The 24,900-nt window shown below is 34.7% G+C and carries 14 protein-coding genes; 12 read left to right on the plus strand and 2 right to left on the minus strand.

Going from position 1 to position 24,900, the window contains the following annotated elements:
• Window positions 1–407 precede the first annotated feature (407 nt).
• From KIK00_RS01005 to KIK00_RS01020, 4 genes are all read left to right on the plus strand, one after another.
• Window positions 408–2,783 carry a DUF4347 domain-containing protein gene (locus KIK00_RS01005; protein WP_255814715.1) on the plus strand — a complete coding sequence of 792 codons (2,376 nt, stop codon included), beginning with the start codon at window positions 408–410 and terminating at the stop codon, window positions 2,781–2,783.
• Between the two features lies 1 nt (window position 2,784).
• Entirely contained in the window at window positions 2,785–3,276 is a 492-nt protein-coding gene (locus KIK00_RS01010) for a hypothetical protein (RefSeq protein ID WP_255814716.1), read from the plus strand.
• Window positions 3,277–4,175: 899 nt separating this feature from the next.
• Window positions 4,176–5,219: a tyrosinase family protein gene (locus KIK00_RS01015; protein WP_255814717.1), complete on the plus strand. Its 1,044-nt coding sequence runs from the start codon at window positions 4,176–4,178 to the stop codon at window positions 5,217–5,219.
• Window positions 5,220–5,250: 31 nt separating this feature from the next.
• Window positions 5,251–6,423 (plus strand): tyrosinase family protein, encoded by a 1,173-nt coding sequence (locus KIK00_RS01020; protein ID WP_255814718.1) that lies wholly within the window; start codon window positions 5,251–5,253, stop codon window positions 6,421–6,423.
• Window positions 6,424–6,657: 234 nt separating this feature from the next.
• On the opposite strand, the gene KIK00_RS01025 is transcribed toward KIK00_RS01020, so the two are convergent.
• Complete coding sequence (locus KIK00_RS01025; RefSeq protein ID WP_255814719.1) at window positions 6,658–7,038, minus strand: hypothetical protein; 381 nt, start codon at window positions 7,036–7,038, stop codon at window positions 6,658–6,660.
• Window positions 7,039–7,604: 566 nt separating this feature from the next.
• Here KIK00_RS01025 and ampC point away from each other — a divergent pair.
• Both ampC and KIK00_RS01035 read left to right on the plus strand, forming a co-directional pair.
• Complete coding sequence (gene ampC / locus KIK00_RS01030) at window positions 7,605–8,807, plus strand: class C beta-lactamase (RefSeq protein ID WP_255814720.1); 1,203 nt, start codon at window positions 7,605–7,607, stop codon at window positions 8,805–8,807.
• Window positions 8,808–10,288: 1,481 nt separating this feature from the next.
• Window positions 10,289–11,056 (plus strand): hypothetical protein, encoded by a 768-nt coding sequence (locus KIK00_RS01035; RefSeq protein ID WP_255814721.1) that lies wholly within the window; start codon window positions 10,289–10,291, stop codon window positions 11,054–11,056.
• Between the two features lie 140 nt (window positions 11,057–11,196).
• On the opposite strand, the gene KIK00_RS01040 is transcribed toward KIK00_RS01035, so the two are convergent.
• Window positions 11,197–12,900, minus strand: coding sequence for a hypothetical protein (locus KIK00_RS01040; RefSeq protein ID WP_255814722.1), 1,704 nt, complete (start codon window positions 12,898–12,900; stop codon window positions 11,197–11,199).
• 1,127 nt (window positions 12,901–14,027) lie between these two features.
• On the opposite strand from KIK00_RS01040, the gene KIK00_RS01045 reads away from it, so the two are divergent.
• The 6 genes from KIK00_RS01045 to KIK00_RS01070 all read left to right on the plus strand — a co-directional run bounded on the left by KIK00_RS01045 (window position 14,028) and on the right by KIK00_RS01070 (window position 24,589).
• Complete coding sequence (locus KIK00_RS01045; RefSeq protein WP_255814723.1) at window positions 14,028–16,949, plus strand: hypothetical protein; 2,922 nt, start codon at window positions 14,028–14,030, stop codon at window positions 16,947–16,949.
• A gap of 171 nt (window positions 16,950–17,120) precedes the next feature.
• Window positions 17,121–17,294 carry a hypothetical protein gene (locus tag KIK00_RS01050; RefSeq protein ID WP_255814724.1) on the plus strand — a complete coding sequence of 58 codons (174 nt, stop codon included), beginning with the start codon at window positions 17,121–17,123 and terminating at the stop codon, window positions 17,292–17,294.
• A gap of 973 nt (window positions 17,295–18,267) precedes the next feature.
• Window positions 18,268–20,133, plus strand: a complete 1,866-nt coding sequence (locus KIK00_RS01055) for a fibrobacter succinogenes major paralogous domain-containing protein (protein ID WP_255814725.1) — start codon at window positions 18,268–18,270, stop codon at window positions 20,131–20,133.
• 160 nt (window positions 20,134–20,293) lie between these two features.
• Window positions 20,294–21,640: a thioredoxin family protein gene (locus KIK00_RS01060; RefSeq protein WP_255814726.1), complete on the plus strand. Its 1,347-nt coding sequence runs from the start codon at window positions 20,294–20,296 to the stop codon at window positions 21,638–21,640.
• Between the two features lie 1,149 nt (window positions 21,641–22,789).
• Window positions 22,790–24,034 (plus strand): hypothetical protein, encoded by a 1,245-nt coding sequence (locus KIK00_RS01065; RefSeq protein WP_255814727.1) that lies wholly within the window; start codon window positions 22,790–22,792, stop codon window positions 24,032–24,034.
• Window positions 24,035–24,064: 30 nt separating this feature from the next.
• The gene (locus KIK00_RS01070) at window positions 24,065–24,589 is read left to right on the plus strand and encodes a hypothetical protein (RefSeq protein WP_255814728.1); all 525 of its coding nucleotides are present in this window, start codon (window positions 24,065–24,067) and stop codon (window positions 24,587–24,589) included.
• Window positions 24,590–24,900: the final 311 nt, after the last annotated feature.

Genomic DNA, 24,900 nt, shown 5'->3' on the forward strand with positions numbered 1-24,900 from the left:
GGAGTTATTAAGTTGCTGTAATTGTAAGATTGAGAATGATGAATTTACAAAACACAACCAGAGAATACTCTTATTCCATTTTTTAGCCTGCTAAATATAGAGTATGAAGATGCGGTTCTAAACACACAAATAGAAAATCAAATACATTTTATTTGAAAAGTTATAACAGTTTGGTTTTATTAGATTACTTAATAAGAAAATGATTATTGCAAAATGAAAAAAACAATGTAAGAATTGTTGCGTTGTTGTTTTTTGAAGTCTTGATAATAAACTTTAATATCCAAACTAAAATACCAGTTAGCGTATCAGGAAGAAATGTTCATCCTAATTTGGAAGGTTTCCTACATTTTTCTAACAGCCTTTCTTTAGAATAATATTTTTATTTAAATCACAATTGCTTTAATATTATGAAGAAAATTTTATCAATAACCCTTTTATTCATATGGCTTTTTTGTATGGGTAAAAACTCTGATCTTGTTTTTGTTGATGCGTCACTCAATCACTTTCCTGTAATCAAATTAGAAAAAGATCAAAATTTATTTCATCTTTTTTCTCATGGAAAACCAGGCCGTCTTTTTATCAATGGAGAATGGTTGGGAAAAGAAAAACTGTTTGAGTTTCTTAAAAAGAAAATCAATGGCAAAAAAGAACTATTAATCTATGGATGTGAATTTGCGAAAGGGAAGGAAGGAGTAGAAGCTGTCACATATCTGGAAAAAAAATTAAAAGTCAAAATCTCCGCTTCTACCGATATTACAGGTTATAACGGAAATTGGATTCTTGAGTACGGCAAAAGTTCACATGCATTACAGATTCCCTCTTATTGCGGGGATCTTCAGCTTGATAATATTCACTATCTAAATCCTGTTGTATTTACTAATTATACATTAGATATTACACAAGAATATATTTATCTCTCTACACCATCAATATCAGCAATTAATGTGTCAGTAAACTTTGCTTCCGGAATAGGTTCACCCAGAATGTCTGTTTTAGATCTTACTACTAATATAGCTACTATTGTAACAAACGGTTCAATTACCCTGGATAATGCACAACCAAAAAGAATAAGCTTTGTTAATACTTCTGATCTCATTATTGCTCCCGGACAGTCGCCAATTACGCTTCCTTCGGTAAATGCAGGAACCATTATTTCAGGTAATGCAGCAGGATTGGTATTTACATCAACCGGTAATTTTTACGTTAACTATCGTGGAAGGCATACAAACCATGCGGGAACAGTGCTTACAAAAGGCCGAGCTGCATTGGGAACTGAATTTCGCTGGGGGGGAGCTCCCACACAAAATACTACGGCAACTGCAGATGTTGGGAATATTCTTTCCGTAATGGCTACAGATGATAATACAAATATAGAAATCTCAAACCTTAAGCCCGGTATGGAATTTCTTAATGGAAGCTCTTCCACGCCTCTTATAGGTAACTCATTTTACAGGTCTTTACAGAAAGGGGAAACTTTTATACTGTATGCTCCTGTAAAAACAGGTGGAGCTACCATTCAGGATACAGGATGGATAGGAGCAAAGATTGTTTCAAATAAAAATGTAAGTGTTATTGTTGGTGGGCTTATGATGCTGGGAGCTGCGGGAACTGCCAGAGATTTTGGGTTGGATCAATTGGTTCCGGTAAATCAGATTGGTCTTGAATATATTGTAATGCAGGGAGCGGGTGGAAATAATGAAAGAGTAATTGTAGTTGCTACTGCAGATAATACAACAGTTTCTTTAAATGGATCGGGAACTCCCCTTACTACACTGGCTAATGCCGGTGATTATGCCATTATCAATGCCGCGGGTAATTTTAATGCTAATGGGAATATGTTTATAAAGACTAGTAAACCGTCATATGTCTATCATAAAATTTACGGAAGTTCAGGAGGAGCTACTAATAATATAGTTGTTGTAGCACCTTTATCGTGTTTTGGACAGAATGAAATTGATTTAATTCCTGATGCTCATAAAATTGGAAATACAGGCTACGACAATACTACTTTATCTGTTCTTACAACAACAGGCAATACGCCTACTGTCACAATAAACGGAGCTCCGGTAACACCAACGCAAATAGCGGCGTCTGTTGACGGAAATGCAGATTGGGTAAGCTATCGTTATCTGATTGGTGATGCTGTTAATAACGTAAAAAATGTAAGGGTAACTTCTACAGGAATCATCCAGGCTGATTTGCTGGGAGCAGATACGAATGCGGGTTTTGGAGGTTATTTTTCAGGATTCGGAACAAGCCCTATTGTTAATATCAGCCTTAGTACTCCTTATCCGCAAGCCTGTATTGGACAATCTACATTATCTGTAGCAGCAGGATTAGGGACATATCAGTGGTTTAAGAACGGAGTTGCTATTCCTACAGCTATAAATAATACATATACCCTTCCTGTTACGGATACTTCTCCGGCAGAATATAGTATTGTAGTAACTACTTTGGGGGGCTGTACTATTGATTCGAACTTTGTGACCAGCGATACATGCCCATGTTCTAAACCAGGTGCAGTAGGGACACCAAATTCAGGGACAAAAGTAGGGATTTCCATACGAGACGTAAGAAGCTCAGCCAACTGGCCCCTGGATGTTAATAATGGTTTTATTACGCTGGAAAGTAATAATAAAGGACTTGTTATTACCAGAATCAGTGACCCTGAAACAGCAATTGCACAACCGGTGGAAGGAATGATCGTTTATGATATTGATGACAACTGTATCAAGCTTTACAATGGAACATCCTGGAATTGTATACAACAAACATGTAACTAAAATGAAAAAACTAATTCTATTATTACTATTTTCTGCGATCTTCAATGCGCAGGTTGCTATCGGAAAGACTCAAATTGATGGAAGTGGTCTTCTGGATTTTCAAACAGGCACTACCAATGGTATTATTCTTCCACGTGTTATTGATGTTGGAACTATGAATGCTATAGTGCCGGGAACTTTGGTTTTTGATTCAGCATCTTCCCGGGTAAAATATTTCAATGGTATCTGGGAAGATCTTTCAGATAAACAAGGGAACAGTCCTGTGCTTCTTCCGGGAAATGATATTGCCACTACAGGGGTAATTATTGGTGCTGCATCTTCAGCTGCAACAGGTGTATTGGTCTTAGAATCGGATACGAAGGCCCTTATTTTACCCAAAGTTACGGACCCGGTTACTAATGTGAAGTCTCCGGCCGCAGGAATGATATGTTATGATCCCGGGACTCAAATGATTTGCGTGTATAATGGTACCGAATGGTTTTTCTGGAAATAAAAGATTACAGACAAATGATATAGGAAGAACTTGTTTAAACTTTTTTTGAAACATTAAAGAGGGGAAGAGTATTAAGATAAGCTTCACTTTAAGCTTAAAAGTCAAAATGATTAATCTTAACTATACTTTATTTTTTACTGGTTTAAAAAATCGAAGATTTTTGATAAGTTTAGACAGGTTCGAAATTAAAATTCCTATATCATTTTATTTCATTCACTAATTTCTTTTCTCTGACGCGGGGTTATAGAGCAAAACAAATGATTACAAAAAATTCCTTTTAATCACTGGCGAGCAGGGGAAGTTTATACATTGCAGGATTATTTTAGCCATTGAATGGTTGAGTTTCTGTATCCAATAATTTGAGTTATCATAAAAACAAGTAATCAAAAGCTTTATGATTATTGTATTTTTTAAACTGATGAAAAAAAAATAAGTGTAATAGAAATTAATTTGTAAATTTCCCTCGTATTCTCATGATTGTATTCGGCTATATCTATTGTAAGGTATTGTATACTAAAAATGTAAGTTGTTTTAATAAAGCTTGCCCTTTTCAGTAAAAAATACATTCTTTAAAAGTAATAACCATTAAAATATCTAAATTATGAGAAACGAAAACCTTATTTTCTTTAATTGCGCCAAAATATGTTCAGATACGCTTTTCTATGAGTATCTGAGATTTTTCAAACCATTCTAAAAGAATCCCAACTTATACTATCATTTACTGCTTCTCTTTAATAGCTGAAGTCTATATGTAGACTTAATGTATTTATAGTGATTTCATTACTAAGAAGGAGCTAATTGGTTAAACTTACTATAAAATATCGCTGATTTGTTCCCTCAAATCGCAACATATGATTCTAAATACACAAACAAATTATCCATTAAAAAAATTAAAAACAATGAAAAAAAACGCTATTATTTTTATCAATGGACAACCTCTTACCATACAACATGAAAGTTCAGGTTTTCGTAGTATTGTATCACCTTATCAAACATTTTCGACTTTGATGGAAACAGTAAATGCCGTAAATGCATTAAATGGCAGGAGTCTGACTCCTCTTCAGCATGAGGGAAGATTGGGACATTTACCTGAAGGATTACCAGATCTTGACAATCCAGAGCCTGTAAGAATCAGAAAAAACATTCTGAATATGACCCAAGATGAGCGAGATTTATTCATTAATGCTATTTTTTCTCTTAAAAATAATAACAATATTATTTTAAGATCTCTTTATGATGATTTTGTAAAAGTACATATTGATATTATGAACAATCCTAACTGGGGTGGACATGGAGATGCATTGCTTCCCTGGCACCGACTTTTCGTATATCATTTTGAAAGCTTATTACGGGCTCAGCCCGGATTCGAGACTGTAACTGTTCCTTATTGGGACTGGACGGGGATTTCTTTTGAAGGTGAGCTACCTTTTTCTGATGACTTTATGGGAGGTCTAGGTGGTTATGCTCCTGAACATCCGTTCGGAGCAGTACTTGACGGCCCTTTTGCCTATACAAAAGGAAGATGGAAGATAGTGCCTTCTTCAGATGATGAACCTACTGCCTTGAGAAGAAATACAGAAGGATTTTATGATTATCCTTTTGTGGGACCAACAGAGCTAGAAGATGCATTATCTTCTATTTCTTACCCCGAATTCTTTGGGAAAATTAATGGAATACATGGATTGATACATATCAACATAGGTGGTGTCATGCAAGGTATGGGATCTCCTGGTGATCCTATTTTCTGGCTCCATCATGGTATGGTCGATAAAACTTGGGCAGATTGGCAAGACCTCAACCAAGGCATTCCACATTATGAAAGCACAAGGCCTGATAATCCAATTTATCCGGACACGCCATTAGAACCATGGCTAATTGATGTTACTAGGAATATAACACCTATTGATATTCTGAATTACAGGAGATTATATACTTATGAATAAATGAAAAACAACTTAATTAACTATTAATTCCATGGATTTTAAAAATCAAAATAATTACCCATTAATTTATGAATTTAATGGATGCCAAGTAGAGATCAAATCAGATTTGAAGCCAGGTAACATAAGTTTAAATAAAAATACCATCTTCATCAATACCCAACCTCTTGCAATTTGGCAGGAAGGTTCAGCTTATCATAGTATTGTTACTCCCTTTAAAACTTTTACTACATTGGAAGAAACCGCCAATGCAGCCGTAATTGCTTTGGATGGCAGAGAGCTTAGCCAAATGCAGGAAGGCCGTGTAGGTCGTCTTCCCCAAGGGCTTCCAGACCTGAATAACCCTGGACCGGTAAGAATTAGAAAAAATATTCTTAATATGTCTCAGGATGAACGAGATTTGTTTATCCAAGCAATTTTAGCGCTTAAAAATAATGTAAACAATATTACTTTCAGATCTCTTTATGATGATTTTGTAAAAGTACATATGGATACTTTTACTAATCATGATTGGAGTGCACATGAAAACATTTTATTACCATGGCATCGCATTTTTATCTATCATTTTGAAAGTCTTCTTTGTGCTCAGCCGGAATTCGAGAGTGTAACGGTCCCTTATTGGGACTGGACACAGGTAGCTCAAAGAGATGTATTACCTTTTACGGATAATTTTATGGGTACTACCGGTAAAGAAGATGATGATACGGGGACTCAAGAGGTATTAGATGGTCCTTTTGCGCACACCAAAGGAAACTGGAATATTGTTCCTGATAGTGATTGGAACCCTATTACTTGGTTAATGAGAGCAAAAAGCAGTAATCTTTTTGGGCAACCTATGGTTGAGCCTGCAATTCTATCGGAAACATTAGCTAGAGAAAATTTTGCATTTCCAGACGCGGCTGGTGAAGGGTTTGGATACAATCTCAATAAAAAACTGCACGATGAGGTTCACAATGATGTGGGCGGGGCTATGGGAAGCTCTGCTTCACCAAACGATCCAATATTCTGGTTGCATCACTGTATGCTTGATAAAATATGGGCAGATTGGCAGGAACTTTATCCAAATTCTAAGTATGTGAATGAACCAGAATATCATCCGTCTTTTGATCCGGATACGACCCCTATCCAACCATGGCTAGATGATATAAACCGTCATATTACTATCAATGACATATTTAATTATAAAAGACTATTTATCTATGAATAATCTAAAATTGATTAAATAAAACGAACCATGATAGCTCTTTTATTTATATAGGCAACTAAATAAAATTCAGTGACATCTTTTGACATTAAAAAAATATAAACTTGTTTAAACTTTTATTTTCCTTAGAAACCAAATTGAAAAGGCTAAATAATTGCAGATTTTTCCAGACTATATTCAAAGTTTCAAACTTTACTAATAAAGCCTTGAAGCTATCCAGCCAGGCATGTACTTTTTCTATTTTAAATCTCCTTTTATATAGCTCAGCATCAAAATATTTTTCATGCTTCGTACTCCCATTATGAGGATTCTCTTTAATTTTTTCAATAATTTTTTTTTATCCAGAATATCCTTGAGTTTTTTACTGTCAAAACCAGAGTCTGCATTGAGAAATAATCCTTTACATTCTATGTCGGCTTCATCGAGAAGATCCAGGATATCTTCAAAGGTTTCTTTAATATTATATAAATCATAATGCTCTCCGCTTACAGGTTCTCCCATTGAAAGCATTTGCCCTTGATTATCACAAAGGAAAATACAATTACTAGTCCTGGATTTTCTTCCCTGATAGCCTACTGATTCACCTCCTGTTCTGCTGTGAGTATGACTTCCACCCAATTGGGCACTGGAAAAATCCAGCTTTCTTTTATTGTTTTTGCAGAAGACAAGCCCAAAGTCGTCTGAAAGAACCGTCCTTAAGCCATTTATTAAAGTAATAGTAAATCAATTGCCAACTTATTATTGTCTCTTTTGAAAATATTCTTTGAGACTTAATTCCCGCCATTGGAAGCCTGTTTTTAGTCGTTTGACAATGAGTTTAAAGATTTTTCCTAAATCAAATCTCGTAGAAAATCTTCGTTCCCTTTACTTAAATGAGGTAAAATCTATTTTTTCAGTTTATCTTTACTTATGAGTTCCAGATTTTAGTTCTTTTTTTCAACTCTAAATTGCTAATTTTCTGGAAACTCTTTCCTTAAAAAAGTTTAAACAAGTTCAATATAAAGAGCTGCCTTAAAACTTTTAAGACAGTTTTTTAAAGGAAAGTTTGTAGCGTTAGCACTTATTTCCAACGTCATTTACTTGATTTGTAATATTAAAAATTAAGAAAATATGTCTGTTCTACTGGCATAATTTTAGCTTTAGGAAGAATTAATTATGGGTTAATCTAAATCAAAAACATGAATATGAATTACACAAAAATGGTGAATTTTGAGAAAGCAATGTTATTTGCCCCAAAATTAATTTTATGTTTTTTGCTGAGTTTTTATAGCTGTACAGAAACTAAAAACGACACCACAGCAGATCTTAAATCTTTTGTAGATAATCTGGCTCAGCCATTGATGAGTGAAAATGATATACCCGGGCTAAGTATAGCTGTAACGGTCGATGGAAAACATTCTTTTTTTAATTATGGAATAATTTCCAAAGAAAATAATAAACAAGTCACTAATCAGTCTTTATTTGAGCTAGGCTCTGTAAGTAAAACATTTACAGTTACTCTTGCCTCTTTATCTCAAATGAATGGTAATCTTAATTTCTCTGATCCGGTAAGTAAATATTTACCTAATTTGGGAGATACTGTCTTTGATTCAGTAAAATTATATCATCTAGCAACCCATGCTGCTGGTGGGTTGCCTTTGCAGATACCGGATGATATTACAAATACTGATCAGCTTATGAATTTCTACAAAACATGGAAACCTCTTTATGCCGTTGGTACAACCAGAGTGTATTCTAATGCAAGTATTGGACTATTGGGTGTTATTGCGGGAAAAACAATGAAAGAACCTTTTACTCAAGCAATGACTCAAAATGTTTTTGCAAAAATAGGAATGAGTAATACATTTTATACCGTACCACCTGATAAAATGGAAGAGTATGCACAGGGATACAATAAGACCAATGATCCCGTGAGATTAAATCCTGCTATTCTTGCAGATGAGGCTTATGGAATTAAGTCTTGTACAAATGATATGATAAAGTTTGTAGATGCAAATATGGGAATTGGAAACATAAATGATCATTTGGCTAAGGCTTTGGAAAATACTCATATAGGATATTTTAAAACTTCAGAGATGGTTCAAGATCTTATTTGGGAACAGTATAATTATCCGGTAACTTTAAACCAATTGCTGGCAGGAAATTCGGATGATATGATCTATAAGCCTAATCCGATCAATAAATTAACGCCTCCTGAAAAACCGAATTCAGATGTGTTAATCAATAAAACAGGCTCCACAAACGGGTTTGCATCTTATGTTGTCTACGTACCTTCTAAAAAAATAGGCATTGTGATATTTGCTAATAAAAATTATCCTATACAACAAAGAGTAGAGACTGCATATAAAATACTATCATATCTAGAAGGCAAAAACAAAATAAAGTAAACGACTATGGCATACTTTATTTTTAGCATAATGCTTATCAATAAAATTTATGCCCCTTAAACAATGTTTATTTTGGGAGTATTTTTAGAAAAGGGGGATATTAGATTAAATGAAATGTTTGTAGCTACTTGGTTTTTAATGATTTAAATTCAAATTCCGTAAAAAATTAACCGCAAAATAAGAGACACAAAATATTTTTCAAGTAAAATCCGAACTATTCATAGGCACACTATATGTTTTTAAGGTATTTTCAATGAATTCATCTCGACTTTATTTTTTGAAACTTTCTAATAGCAATCACAATAAAAGCTAAATAATTGAATCCTTTCCAGCTTGGTAGAACCTATTGAGTAATGTTCTGAAGCTGTCAAGGCATACATTTGTTCTTTCTATGGCATGCCGTTCTTTGTATAGTTGATGATCAATTCCCAATTCTAAAGCTTTTTAACGTAGATTTTCAGCATCAAAGCCTGCGTCAAAATTCAGAAAAAAAGTCCATCCAATGAAATACTTGACTGGTGTAAGAAATCTGTTATTTGTAAGGATACTGGGCTCAGGATGGTTTGTTACATATTTTGGAAGGTCTCCTTTTTTTAAAAACTACTGCTGCTTACATGTGAATTTAATCAATTATTTAAATTTAATGATTTTTTGTGTTTGAAATTGTATAAAAAATCGAATTAATTCACACAATTTATTACTCTTGTTTTAAATTTCATTTATTAATGTTTTTATATATATTGTTAGTTGATTTTCAATTGTTTATGTGTGTGTTGGATAATAAATTAATTAAAAAAATCCATTTTTGCTAATACATATTAATACTTAAAAATGTACAAATTAATCGAACATTATTAATTTTATCTTTAAATTATTTAATTGCATGACAATTAGAAGTATAAATGAATTTAGAATCAAAAAATTCATAGAAATACTCAATTAATGAATAAAAGCCAAAACCAATGAACAATCGAATTATTAGAAAAATGAACCTCTTTTTTTAAATTAAATGTCGGAGTAATTTTCATAATTATAGTATTCCATCATAACAATTTTCATGCACAAACCACAAAAATTATCCCTTTAGGTTTATTGATGTGGGGATAATCCAACAAAAATATAAAGACGGAATGTAAATAGATTGTTTATAGAATTAAGGCCCCAAAATGTATTGTTCCCATATCAATTTCAGCATTTATGATGAGAAGGAATGGGGTCTTTTTATAAATAAATTATAGTTGCAATACGTGTTAGAAAATTTTTAAATTTAATGAAGGAATTTTTTACATATTGACAAATACATTAATTATTTAAATTTGATTTGGACTGTAAGAAAGAAGAGCCATAAGTTTTTAAAACCAAATATTCTTATTCTTTTAGGTGCTTTTGTAGAATTCATAATGTAAGTTTAAATTGGCTTAATATTAAAGATGTCTAAAGTCATGGAAATAAACACTAACAACCAATAATGTATATTATATATGAAAACCAAAATTATTTTACTATTAACCATACTTACGATTAATAGAATTTACGCACAAATTGGTATTAATACGCCTGTGCCAAAAGCAACCTTAGATATTATTGCTAAAATTGGGACAGGTACATCTTCTAATCCGGAAGGTATTTTAATTCCTAGAGTAGACAGGGAAAGGGCTCAATCAATGATTGGGGTTGAAGTCTCTACAATGCTTTATATAGACAATGTTTCTACGGGAACGCAGACTGGTACGGCAATAAATATTGATGCCCCTGGATATTATTATTTTAATGGTAGTAGTTGGGCTAAATTATCAATTTCAGCGGGCAGTACAAATGTTTTTATACCAACTGTTGTTGCAGCCGGACGAGCAAGTAATAGCTTTAATATAGCTGATAGTTCGGGGTTTAATAAGTGGGTTTTTACAGTAGCAGCTAATGATGGTGGCTGGAATGTTACCAATAATACATATACTACTTCTAAAACAGGTTTTTATCAAATAAGTTTGCATGGCTTTGTTGTACCCAACACTCCAAGTACAAATAATAGTTTTGTTTGGAATTTAAAGTATGGAAATGATGATTATAATTTTAGTAGCATAGCAGGGGTTAATCCAACCTTCACATATAATAGGGGAGGGGTAATTGTCCTTTATTTGGATCAGAATACCATATTATCCTTGGGAGGAATTCCATGTAATGGTTGTAGTGCAGGATCTACCTATACAGTAAGCACCCGTTCCTTTACTATATCATATTTGGGGAATTAATCATTATTGATATTTCTTCTTTGTTGAATACTGATAAAGTACTTGCATACTTCAATCATTTTTTGAAACAGGGGTCATAATAAATCCTTATGGCTCCCTTATATTAAAAAGGACAGGTACATATGCTCAAACTCATAACATTATATTGTCGCGAGAAAACTATTTAATTCAGTTTCTCTTTCTAATTTCATTTTAGATTTTATTTTTGCCTTATACACCCTAATTGTGTTTGGAGTAGTGCTTTCAAAAGATGAAATTTCTTTGGAGGACAAATCGAGTTTAAAGTATACACAAAGTTTTAATTCCTGCTTTGTCAGCATGGGGAACTTATCTGAAAGTTTATTAATAAACAATTCGTTTTGTAGAGAGCTCTCGTTAATTAAGTCATAGTTCCTTCTGTCAATCTGAAGGAGATTGTTTACTTTTAGCAGTAAATCCTTAAATATTTCTTCAGGATCAGTATTTTTTTGTTTTTTAATTTTTTTAAGACTTTCTAAAAATGCCTTTTCTGTTTCTATTTTTAAATTAAGACTTAAGTATAGGCTATTGATTTTTTCCGCTTGAATCTTAAGCCCTTGTTGAAGAATTTCTTTTTTGTTATTTAGTATTATTTTCTGTTTTTCTGCAATTTCTTTTTCCTTTTTGCTGTTCCTTCTAATATTAATGATAGTATATATGAAAATGATGATTGCGAGACTAAATAATAGGACTAATAAAATCAATAGAAAACTCTTCTTTTTTTGATAATCATATTTTTGGTTTACATTCTTTATGACATAATTATTCAATAAATCAGAGGTTTCACTTAGATTTTGTTTAGACTTCTCATTATATTCTTCATTCAATTCAATTAATTTTTTTGAAAAATATTTTAAATTTTTGATATCATTATTGTTACTGTAGTAAAGTTGAATTATCTTATTTGTTTCAATTTTATCTACAAGAGATTCTAATTTATATTGATTATTAATTAAAAAAGTTATAAGTTCTCTTAATTTGATTGTATTATTTGTTGTTGTGTAAAGTGTAAATAATCTTTTACTCGGATTGATAGTCTCATCTGAATAATTATTTTCATGATAGAATTTTAATTCTTCAGAAATTAGAATTTCTGCTTTTTGATAATCTTTTTTTTGGAAAAAATAATCTCCAAGATTTCCTTTTATATAGTTTAAGAAAAGTTTATCCTCAGGTATTTTATTTGTTTTTTTCTCTAATATCGTTATTGCTTTATTAGTTTCTTCAATAGCCAGATTCACTTTATTCATCTTGCTGTAGCATAGTGCAAAGTTATTATGCATAGAAGCAATGTATAAAATATCGTTTTTATCTAGATTATCCAGACACTTTTTAAAATAAAAGAATGCTTTAGAATAATTTTTTTTATTATAAAACCACCGTCCTTTTAGATGAAATAAATGAGGCAGAAAATATTTTTTTCCGGATTTTTCATCGAGTTCTATGGCTTTGTCTAAAAATTGTAAAGCTAATTCCGGGGAAGCCTGCTCAAATTGTAATGCAAGGTTATAATTACAGGCAATGGAGATATAATCATACTTGTCATCATTCAGCTTTAGAAGCTCATACACCATTTTTAATTTTTTATTATTATCTTTATGCAGGGACAGCTCTATGTATTTAGTGCTTATAAGATATTGCATTGTGGGATGCTTCCTGTATTTTTGTAATTCTCTATCGTATAATGCTTTTATTTTTTTAGGTTGATCGATCACAACAGAAACCTCACCATTGATAGCATGAAAATATTCATTAAGGTCATTTTGAGATGAACGACATGAATTTAGTATTAATGAAGTAAATAAAAAGAGTAAAATATTTTTCATATAACGAAACAAAACTGTTGAATACTGAATTTTTAATGCAATTTAAACAATTATTGTCACAATTTTAGATTATTATTTTGATAAAATGTAGTTTTTATGTATATTATTATGTGAAATAATAATATATGTGGTTTATATTAACAGTTGTTAAATGGTTTGCCTTCTACAAAAGAGCAAAAAAAGAAATTTAACTGTAGAACGTATAGGGAAATATTTAAAAGATTTTCTTTTAAAAACCAAATTTACTGAATAAAATTTTATTTGCTTATTAGAAAAGTTCAAATAATAATTTATATATGCCTGTCATTAGTGTTTTATTTACAATAACTTACTTTCAAACCTTGGAATGTATGACCTTTTAATTCATTCCCACCTGGGAATAAATACATTAATTCAGCTGGAATTCTAAACATTTACAATATTTGTGGAAATATCAAACTTTTATTATAACTATTTTATAATAGAATGGTATATCAATTAATATTGGCTGTGTAGTATCATATAATGTAAATATACTGGTTGTTCTACACGACTTTGAGTTTTCTTTGAGAGTAGCTTTGTTTACTTTTTTATAATCCCTTTAATTATAAACTTAAGATTTAGTTATCAAAATAATTGTTTTTTTGATACTATAGTTGAATTTTTTCTCATCACTTAAAGCTAAAAACAGGGTGATGTAAAATATATTGCGGTGGTTTGTAAGCATTTCAGCAGCTTGTAAATAACCCGATTTTTTTTATTTGTAACAAAGAAAGGGTCGCAATAAATACAATGTTTTTGATAATAAAAACGAAAATATTCGAACATTCTCTTTTCTAATAATATACATAAGATATTAATGGGTGTTTTATAAATAATTGATTTTTAGTTATTTGTGAAATAAAAAGCATTAGCAATATATTTTTCTTTGGGTGTAAACAATGCACTTTTTAGAGGCTTTGTGTCTGATAGTCAATATGTTGTAATGTTGTAGTGTAAATGCAGTAATTATCTTTATCTGTTTTAGTATTATTTTCGCCCCGGATTTAGCCAAATTGATTATTTGTTGTTGTTAAAGCTTACTAAGGAAACAGATAACAGATAACAGATATTAGCTGTTATAATTTATAATAAAAAACATTTAAGAAATGAAAAACAAAACTATTTTACTGTTGGCATTAGCAACAGTAGGTCTGTTGAGTGCCCAAGTCGGGGTTAATACCAGTGATCCCCAAACAACGATGGACATTATGGCCAAAAATGCTACAGGGAAATCTAATAATGTAGACGGCCTTTTGATTCCCCGGGTAGACAGGGAAAGAGCCCAGAGTATGACAAATATTCCTGTGTCTACTTTAATCTATGTAAACAACGTCTCTACAGGAGCGCAAACAGGAACAGCTCTTAAAATTGATGCTGTAGGACTTTATTATTTTAACGGTTCTGTCTGGACAAAAGTAATGAATGGAGATGATATAAATGCAGACCAGGTTAACATCTACAATTCAAACGGAACACTTACCGGAAGCAGGACTGTAAATATAGATGACAAATGGTTGACTTTTGAAGCAACAACCGGTAATTTTCAGGTAAGGGGTGATAGTGACGGTCTTACCAGAAGCTATTTCCAAAATGCTAATACAGGGGCAAACAGCCGTGCAGATATCGCTATAACATCAGCTTCCGGGGGATTATATGTAGGAGCAGACAGTGGTTCAGGAGTATTCGGAGTAGGTCCGAAAGGATATTTTGATAACAGAACGGGAGGACGTTTATCATTAGGAAATGACGGGCGTGAAGATTTAACGATTAATAATACAATAGGAAACATTGGAGTTGGTACTACAACCCCCAACAGTAATGCTGCATTAGAGATTACTTCTACCAACAAAGGTTTTCTTCCTCCAAGGCTTACTACAGCTCAAAGAGATGCAATGACAAACATCCCTGCGGGATTGATGATCTACAACGTTAATACCAATTGTATGGATTTCTGGAACTCCAGTGCATGGGTTTCTACTTGTGCAGTCACTGCTCCTCCGACAGGTACTATAATAAGCTTAAACTGCGCAGGAGCTACCAATAGCGGAACATTAACTGCGGGAACCGGGGCTTCAGGAGTATCATCTGTAATTTCTTATACAGGAGGAAACGGAGCATCTCATGGAGGTCAGACAATAGCTTCTACAGGAGTAACCGGGTTAACAGCAACTTTATCAGCAGGAAGCTTTGCCAATGGAAACGGAACGCTTACCTATACCATTACAGGAACACCTTCTGCTGCGGGAACAGCAAGTTTTGCTCTTAATATTGGCGGGCAGGCATGTATTTTGACCAGAACGGTAGATGCTCTTGTAGGTTCGATAGGTAGTTTAAACTGTTCAGGAGCTGCCAATAGCGGAACATTAACTGCGGGAACCGGGGCTTCAGGAGTATCATCTGTAATTTCTTATACAGGAGGAAACGGAGCATCTCATGGAGGTCAGACTGTCGCTTCTACGGGGGTTACAGGATTAACGGCTACTTTATCTGCAGGAAGTCTCGCCAATGGAAACGGAACGCTTACCTATACCATTACAGGAACACCTTCTGCTGCGGGAACAGCAAGTTTTGCTCTTAATATTGGCGGGCAGGCATGTATTTTGACCAGAACGGTAGATGCTCTTGTAGGTTCGATAGGTAGTTTAAACTGTTCAGGAGCTGCCAATAGCGGAACATTAACTGCGGGAACCGGGGCTTCAGGAGTATCATCTGTAATTTCTTATACAGGAGGAAACGGAGCATCTCATGGAGGTCAGACTGTCGCTTCTACGGGGGTTACAGGATTAACGGCTACTTTATCTGCAGGAAGTCTCGCCAATGGAAACGGAACGCTTACCTATACCATTACAGGAACACCTTCTGCTGCGGGAACAGCAAGTTTTGCTCTTAATATTGGCGGGCAGGCATGTATTTTGACCAGAACGGTAGATGCTCTTGTAGGTTCGATAGGTAGTTTAAACTGTTCAGGAGCTGCCAATAGCGGAACATTAACTGCGGGAACCGGGGCTTCAGGAGTATCATCTGTAATTTCTTATACAGGAGGAAACGGAGCATCTCATGGAGGTCAGACAATAGCTTCTACAGGAGTAACCGGGTTAACAGCAACTTTATCAGCAGGAAGCTTTGCCAACGGAAACGGAACGCTTACCTATACCATTACAGGAACACCTTCTGCTGCGGGAACAGCAAGTTTTGCTCTTAATATAGGAGGACAAACTTGTACTTTGACCAGAACGGTAGATGCTCTTGTAGGTACGATAGGTAGTTTAAACTGCGCAGGAGCTACCAATAGCGGTACATTAACTGCGGGAACCGGGGCTTCAGGAGTATCATCTGTAATTTCTTATACAGGAGGAAACGGAGCATCTCATGGAGGTCAGACTGTCGCTTCTACGGGGGTTACAGGATTAACGGCTACTTTATCTGCAGGAAGTCTCGCCAATGGAAACGGAACGCTTACCTATACCATTACAGGAACACCTTCTGCTGCGGGAACAGCAAGTTTTGCTCTTAATATAGGAGGACAAACTTGTACTTTGACCAGAACAGTATCTGTATTTTCTTTAAACTGTGGTGCAGCAACCCATAATGGAACACTTAGAAATACTTATAATATTGATGTAACCACAATTATTCCATATACAGGAGGAAATGGTTCATCATACCCTTCCCAATCTGTTTCATCCACAGGAGTTACGGGATTGACGGCAACTTTAGCAACAGGAAGCTTAGCTAATGGAAATGGTAATCTTACATACACTATAACTGGATTACCATCAGGAACTGGTCAAGCGCATTTTTCAATCAATATAAATGGTGTTCAATGTAATTTTACAAGAACCGTTTACAATCCAATAGCTTTACCTGCTTGTCAAGCAGATGGTTATTACCCAGATCCAAATAATCCTAGAGGGTTTTATGCTTGCGTTTTCTATCCTAATTTTAATTCATGGGTACAATTCAAATACGTTTGCGCAGAACCAGACGCATATTATGACGCTCCCACGAAAAAGTGTATTAAACAATAATTTCTTTTAAGAATCTAAAAAATTTATATCTCCAAATTTCATTTAGTATTTTTAAGAAATATCGAAGGTAGATTCATCAAAGAGTTTTTATTTCTGCCTTCGATTTCTAAGCTTTTTAGAGGTAGATGCCATGTTTCAGGCTACCAAAGCTTTCCCAAGGGTACCCGCATTTTGAGCTCGGAAGAAGATAAGGCGAAAAATATTGCAGATTATATGGCTAAAGAGATGGACTGGCAGATGCTCTATACCTCAGGGCATTGGTCTGGTGTTATTTCTTCATGGGTAGCTATACATACTGAGGTTTTTAATGATCCGGAAAACGGCTGCTTTGATAGAGCTCCTTGACGAGCTTAAGGATAAAAGATAGGCATGATCATAAATAAAGAAGGCTCTATTTTTAATAGCATCAAAGTAATAATTCAATTCTTAGTCTTGTTATTGGAGCATGCAATTTAATACTAAAAAGCATGCTTCTTTTAAAATGATTCTGAAAAACAATAAATGAAAAAAAATATCACTGATTAAAAAAATAGTTTGTATGAAAAGCTTTTACAACAAATTAGCATCAACGCAGGATTAGCTGCGAATATCTGCTTAGTTGTGTTCCCCATTGCAACTTTGATATGAATATAGTTAGACAGCTCAAAGCTATTATTTTGAACTAATATCAGATTCAGGCACAAGATATTAATATTCTATATAATGAGTGTCTGTTTAAGTATTTGCTGCAAATCCCTCATTCAATGTAAAAAAGCTAAAAAAATAAGTCGGAAAAATTTTCCGACTTATTTTCATATATACCTGGAATGTTAAAATAGCTGTTTAAACTTTTTACGATGATTTGTTTATGTTTTATAATAAGCAATAACTGGGTTGCAAATATTTGATATTAATGTTTATTGATTTATCAGTTTAACAGTTCTTGATAAAGCATATTTTTTTTATTAGTAACAAAGAAAGGATCGCAATAAATACAATGTTTTTGATAATAAAAACGAAAATATTCGAACATTCTCTTTTCTAATAATATACATAAGATATTAATGAATGCTTCATAAATAATTGATATTTACTTATTTGTGAAATGAAAAGCATTAGCAATATATTTTTCTTTGGGTGTAAGCAATACACCTGTTAGGGGGTATATCTGATAATCACATGTTATAGTATTGTAGTGTAAATGCAGTAATTATCTTTATCTGCTTTAGTACTATTTTTGCCCTCCGAACTTAGAACTCTTGATCGTATTTGCATCACCAAACACTTAGATTGTCAAATTATGGATCATATAATTTAAATAAAAAAACATTTAAGGAAAATGAAAAACAAGATTTTATTTTTTTCGGCAGGTTTATTTTTAGCCACCGGTGCATACGGCCAGGTGGGTATTAATACGCCTACGCCAAGAGCCACACTAGATGTGACTGCTAAAATAATCGATGGTACAGCTCCTGAAGGGATCATTGCACCGAGATTGACAGGGGATGCTCTATTTGCAGCAGGATCCGGTACAACACCACAATACGGTAACGATCAGGATGGCGCTATTGTGTATGTTACACAAGCCGTTTCTCCGGGTAATGATACCGGGCAGACTGCGAATATAGACGCTCCTGGATACTACTACTTTGATGCATCTGCCAACCGATGGGAAAAGGTAGGTAACGGAAGTACTATTTACAAGTCAGATGGTACCTTAACGAGTGCACGTACGATGGATATGAATAACAGCACCATGGGATTTGTAAATGGCAGAATGAGTGTGGGGGTTAGTAGCTCACATCCCTCATCTGTTTTAGAGCTGCAAAGCAGTACGCGAGGTTTTCTCCCTCCGAGAATGACCAGAGCACAGGTGGATGCTATTGTGAATCCTGCTCCGGGGCTGGTGGTCTACTGTACCGATTTTTTAGGTGCTGGAAAAGGCTGCTTAATGGTGAATGACTCTGTAGATCCCTCGGTTCCTCAATGGGGCTCTATGTGCTCATCCAATGCTGCGTCCCCGATTGTGTTAATTTTAGACTGTGCCAGTGCTGTGACTTCCGGAACGCTGTATGACGGGCAAAACACTAGTGGTGTCACAACGACGGTTCCGTATACCGGAGGGAATGGTGGCGTATACCAGGCGGCAAGCTTCAATTCCACTGGGGTTAGCGGCCTTATCGCCAGTCTTCCGAGTGGCACGCTTAATAACGGAAATGGAAGCTTGGTATTTAATATAACCGGGATACCTGCAGGTACAGGTACTGCAAGTTTTACCATTTCTATAGCAGGCCAGTCTTGCAGCTTTAACATTCCGGTAACAGATCTTTTCGCATCTGTAGGCTCGCTTACCTGCGGATCAGCGGTCTTTTCACCGGCTGCTCTTAGCCAGGGAACAGCTTATAGTGGTACATTAACAGTGCCATATGTAGGTGGGAACGGTGCTGCCTACCCTCAGTCTTCTTTCACCCAGAATGGATTAACCTTTACTCTTCCTGCGGGAAATCTGGTAAATGGTAATGGCAATTTGGTGTATAATGTGAATGGTACACCTGCCACTTCCGGAGCAATGACTGTTCCTGTATCTTTTGGAGGATCAGCCTGTAATGTAAACACCACAGTGGCTGTTGGGAGTACAGTTGTAATGCCCGGAAACCCTCAGGCTTGGATGCGTCATAACCTTGGTGCGGATTACAGTTTGGATCCAGATGTGCCTGTTCAGGCGATCTTTGGGAACTATTATCAGTGGGGAAGGCCTGCTGCCGTAGCTACTGCCTATACTCCTGAGGGAGCCATCCCGGGTTGGAATCCAAATCCTGCTGCTGACAACTCATGGCAGGATACTGTCAAAACAGCGAATGATCCTTGTCCTGCAGGCTTTCGTGTTCCTACGTCGCAGCAATTATCAAATTTATGGAATAATACCACTAAAAGCAATGTGGGAACATGGACAGCAAATAGCCCCAGCAATTTCGGAGCTGCTAAGGTATTAAGTAGTGGAAATAATAAACTGACATTGCCTGCCGGAGGCTATCGTTGGAACTCGTATAGTGGTACTCTGCAATCCCGTGGCGGTCTTGGGAACTACTGGAGCAGTAGTATGTATTATCAGAACTCGTTCTACCTACAGGCCAACGAGGGCAGTGGGGGAGTGGTCTCCAACACTCGAGTAAGGGGCTATCACCTTCGTTGTATATCACAATAGATTATTTATTCTTATTAATTTAACAATTTACCGGCGGTTTGAAGCCGCTGGTTTTTAAACTGTATTTTATGAGATTATTAGAAATTAAAGTTAATACAATTCAAAACTTTTTTATTTTGTACAATTGTATTATATCTTTAAAATTAAATAATAAAATTTTATGAATAAAATAATAGTACTAATATTGGGCGTTCTGTTTAGTAATTTGTATTCCCAGAATATCCGGATGGAGTTTCCTTATTTTAAAGGAAAAACCTACGACTTTATTATTTTTCAGGGTTCGGGTACCAAAATGGTGGTACAGGGTACTATCCCGGCAGATGGTAAGTTTACACTCAGCATTCCTAAAGAATATGCTCCCTATACCGGGATGAGCCGCTGGCTGATTACCGGTACGCAGGAAGGCGGCGGGCTGGACATGCTGATCCCCGGGCATGATTTTTCGGTAAGCTGTAAGGATGCTAAACCTGATAATAGTAATATTATCTACAAAGGCAGCGAAGAAATACAGGAACTCAATAGGCTCTATAAAAAGCAGCAGGGTATTTTCTCAAAGCATGATGCAATGTTTCAGGCTATCAAAGCTTTCCCAAAAGAAGATAAAAATTATCCGCTTTTTGAAAAAGAGTATCAGAATCAGCTCAAAGCCTACGAAGATTTTCAGGAAGAGCTTAGGAAAAAGGGTGATTATCCTGCGGGGTTTACTAATATTGTTAATATTACACAGGGCATTGGTACCCGTATTTTGAGCTCGGAAGAGGATAAAGCCAAAAATATTGCAGATTATATGGCTAAGGAGATGGATTGGCAGATGCTCTATACCTCAGGGCATTGGTCTGGTGTTATTTCTTCATGGGTAGCTATACATACTGAGGTTTTTAATGATCCGGATACTTTTGCTGCTGCTTTTGCAGAGATTGATAAAAAGATTAAAAATACTGAGCAGTATAATGATTTTGCGGGTAGAGTAGCGTACTCCCTAACCCAAAACGGGAAAGACAATTTTATCAAAGTAATAGCTCCTTTGGTTGTTGCTTCCGGTAAGATCAGATCTTACGAAGGAGCATTGGCAGTATATGTTTCTGCGAAGGAAGGTACGCAGGCTCCTGATCTGGATTTGGTGGCTTCAGGATATGCTGTGCTTAAAAGCCGTGACTTTTCTAAGGGAAAGTACAACAAAACTTTGTTGCTTTTCTATAAATCAGATTGCGGAAGCTGCGAGCAGGTCTTGGATGAGCTTACGGGGAAATATGAGCTTCTTAAGTCGGCAGGAATTCGTGTTATTTCGATAGCAGCAGATAAGCAGGAAGAAGCTTTCAAAAGCAAAGCAAAAGAGTTCCCATGGAAAGATACTTATTGCGACTATGAAGGTGAGAAAGGGATTAATTTTAAAAATTATGGAGTTTCAGGCACTCCCACAATCTTTCTCATCAGCAAGGCAGGAAAAGTTCTCCGGAAAACGGCAGCTTTGATAGAGCTCCTTGACGAGCTTAAGAATACAAGATAGGCATGATCATAAATAAAGAAGGCTCTATTTTTAATAACATCAAAGTAATAATTCAATTCTTAGTCTTGTTATTGTAGCATGCAGTTTAATACTAAAAAATATGCTTCTTTAATAAGCGATTCTAGAAAACAATAAATGAAAAAAAATATCACTGATTAAAAAAATAGTTTGTATGAAAAGCTTTTACTACAAATTAGCATCAACGCAGGATTAGCTGCGAATATCTGCTTAGTTGTGTTCCCCATTGCAACTATTGATATGAATATAGTTAGACAGCCCAAAGCTATTATTTTGAACTAATATCAGATTCAGGCACAAGATATTAATATTCTATATAATGAGTGTCTGTTTAAGTATTTGCTGTAAATCCCTCATTCAATGTAAAAAAGCTAAAAAAATAAGTCGGAAAATTTTTCCGACTTATTTTCATATATACCTGGAATGTTAAAATAGCTGTTTAAACTTTTTCCGATGATTTGTTTATGTTTTATAATAAACAATAACTGGGTTGCAAATATTTGATATTAATGTTTATTGATTTATCAGTTTAACAGTTCTTGATAAAGCATATTTTTTTTATTAGTAACAAAGAAAGGGTCGCAATAAATACAATGTTTTTGATAATAAAAACGAAAATATTCGAACATTCTCTTTTCTAATAATATACATAAGATATTAATGGGCGTTTTATAAATAATTGATTTTTAGTTATTTGTGAAGTAAAAAGCATTAGCAATATATTTTTCTTTGGGTGTAAATAATACACCTGTTAGGGGGTATATCTGATAATCACATGTTATAGTATTGTAGTGTAAATGCAGTAATTATCTTTATCTGCTTTAGTACTATTTTTGCCCTCCGAACTTAGAACTCTTGATCGTATTTGCATCACCAAACACTAAGATTGTCAAATTATAAATCATATAATTTAAATAAAAAAAACATTTAAGGAAAATGAAAAACAAGATTTTATTTTTTTCGGCAGGTTTATTTTTAGCCACCGGTGCATACGGTCAGGTGGGTATTAATACGCCTACGTCAAAGGATCATTGCACGGGATTAACAGAGGATGATCTATTTTCAACTTCATCTATTATTTTGATTCTAATAAACAATTGATAACAAATCCTAAGAAATGAAAAAAAATGTATGACTAGTAACATAAGTAGAAAACAGATTGTCCTATATATTTTAACAATACTAATTTCAAATATTACATTTGCTCAAACTTATTATTCATGCATGGCGGGGGCAGGAAAAGAACTACCCACAAACGTCTACTACGGCAAGTCTTATAGTATTGGTGGGCAGACGGTTATGATGACTCCAATATCAGGAGGTCTGGGAGAGTATTCAGGTGATGGGAATGCAGGAGCACTTAATGGATCTTGTGTTTTTTCAACAGGATTTCAAACTATTGGTGATTCATCAGCATGGTCAATAACTTTTAGTTTATCTAAAGGAGTGAATAATCTGACATTTATGCTTGGAAGAAGTAGGAAATATACAGGATCAGAAACAATTACATTTACAACGAATGGAGGATCTATGCAAATTATTCCGATTAATTACCCTGGACCGATTTGCAACAGTCAGGTCTCAGGTAATCAAGTTAAATTATTGGGTCCGGGCTCTGGAGGGAATTTTGTTATAAAAACGACCTCTGCATATACTAAAATAACGATTAGTGGATCAGGAGGTGGATCGTTTGCGAATGGTTTAACTTTCCTGAGACTTTGCGAAGTGAATGCTGTAATTGTTCCGGCAGTTTCCGGAATATCACCTAATACTCAAACGGTTTGCACAACTAAAATTCCTGCACCTATTAATGTGTCTGCATCCGGAACTAATTTGACTTATCAATGGTATAAAAATAATATTAACAGCAATTCTGGCGGCGTAGCGATTTCAGGAGCTACAGGATCTTCATACAATCCTCCTGCTTCATCAGCTGCGGGAACTGATTATTATTATGCAGTTATTACGAACGGTGCAGGCAGTGTAAAATCTGCTGTAGTAAAAGTTGTGAATGAAAATTGTGACTCTGCACCTTGTTATAAACCTTCAGCGGTATCTTCACCGGGCAAACCTGCGCTTATAAGTCTTACCGGTATAAGCTCTTTGAAAAGAACTGGACTGCAATCCATTCAGGATAACTGGCCGGCAGTACGCAAAGGTGCATGGCTGGTTTTAGAATCTCAAACAAAAGGATTTATTCTGAACAAGGTTGATTTTGATGCTTCCGGAAACCCTGTTGGCATACCACCACAAAACTTTGTAGAGGGAATGGCGGTGTATGACAGAACAAATCAATGTTTAAAGCTATATACTACTCAAAATTTAGGAGTTACCTATGGATGGTATTGTATGGCAACTCAAGCTTGCCCGGAATAAAATCATATTATTAAATTCAAAACTTAAGCAATGAAAAAAATATTAAATATTTCTGTAATAATTGTTACAGCAACTATAAAAGCACAAATAGGAATACTTACTCCTAATATTTCCAACGGATCTGTATCAATAGAATTTAATAATTCAGAAAATAGAGGATTGATAGTTCCCTATGTTATGGATAAAGTAAATATATCCGAAACAGGAACAATAATTTATGATACTGTAGATCATAAAGTAAAATATCTGCAAACTTCGGACTCTTGGTTTGATCTGAGTATTGATAATACAGGGGCAGTCGATCTTTCTGTACAAGATCAAGATCGGGAAGAACATCTTGGTGCAAAAGTATCAATTGCAGCAAATCAAGGAGTTAATGATTTAAGCAGGGTGATTTTAGCTCTGGCTGATAATGATAAAGCTATGATATTGCCTAAGATAGTAGAACCTCACCTAAATATTATTGAGCCTGATGCTGGAATGTTGGTTTATGATACAAAAAACAAAATGTTGGCTGTTTTTAATGGAACTGTATGGACATTTTGGAAACCATAGATTTTGATTAATTTATCATTCGGATAGGGATTCTATAGGCGAAAAAATATTACCGTCACATGAACGGAATTAATATCCTTAGTGTTTGTGTTTTGGCATGAAGGAACATCTCGATTTATTAGTCCCTGCTGTTTTTATAGATTCTAAAAAAAATAGTTTGTATGAAAGCTGTTATTACAAATTAATATCAAGTATAAGATTTGATAGTTTAATCTATTAATTGAACATCAATAAATAACATCCTTAGTGTTTGTGTTTTTGACATGCAGGGACATTCCCATTTATTAGTCCCTGCTGTTTTTATAGATTCT

This window comes from Chryseobacterium sp. MA9, assembly GCF_024399315.1.
In the GTDB taxonomy this organism is placed as follows: domain Bacteria; phylum Bacteroidota; class Bacteroidia; order Flavobacteriales; family Weeksellaceae; genus Chryseobacterium.

What these genes read in the sequence shown, in the direction of transcription:
- KIK00_RS01035 (WP_255814721.1), top strand. Translation starts at nt 10,289, where the DNA reads ATGAAAACCAAAATTATTTTACTATTAACCATACTTACGATTAATAGA.
- KIK00_RS01010 (WP_255814716.1), top strand. Translation starts at nt 2,785, where the DNA reads ATGAAAAAACTAATTCTATTATTACTATTTTCTGCGATCTTCAATGCG.
- ampC (WP_255814720.1), top strand. Translation starts at nt 7,605, where the DNA reads ATGAATTACACAAAAATGGTGAATTTTGAGAAAGCAATGTTATTTGCC.
- KIK00_RS01040 (WP_255814722.1), bottom strand. Translation starts at nt 12,900, where the DNA reads ATGAAAAATATTTTACTCTTTTTATTTACTTCATTAATACTAAATTCA.
- KIK00_RS01020 (WP_255814718.1), top strand. Translation starts at nt 5,251, where the DNA reads ATGGATTTTAAAAATCAAAATAATTACCCATTAATTTATGAATTTAAT.
- KIK00_RS01045 (WP_255814723.1), top strand. Translation starts at nt 14,028, where the DNA reads ATGAAAAACAAAACTATTTTACTGTTGGCATTAGCAACAGTAGGTCTG.
- KIK00_RS01065 (WP_255814727.1), top strand. Translation starts at nt 22,790, where the DNA reads ATGACTAGTAACATAAGTAGAAAACAGATTGTCCTATATATTTTAACA.
- KIK00_RS01055 (WP_255814725.1), top strand. Translation starts at nt 18,268, where the DNA reads ATGAAAAACAAGATTTTATTTTTTTCGGCAGGTTTATTTTTAGCCACC.
- KIK00_RS01005 (WP_255814715.1), top strand. Translation starts at nt 408, where the DNA reads ATGAAGAAAATTTTATCAATAACCCTTTTATTCATATGGCTTTTTTGT.
- KIK00_RS01070 (WP_255814728.1), top strand. Translation starts at nt 24,065, where the DNA reads ATGAAAAAAATATTAAATATTTCTGTAATAATTGTTACAGCAACTATA.
- KIK00_RS01015 (WP_255814717.1), top strand. Translation starts at nt 4,176, where the DNA reads ATGAAAAAAAACGCTATTATTTTTATCAATGGACAACCTCTTACCATA.
- KIK00_RS01060 (WP_255814726.1), top strand. Translation starts at nt 20,294, where the DNA reads ATGAATAAAATAATAGTACTAATATTGGGCGTTCTGTTTAGTAATTTG.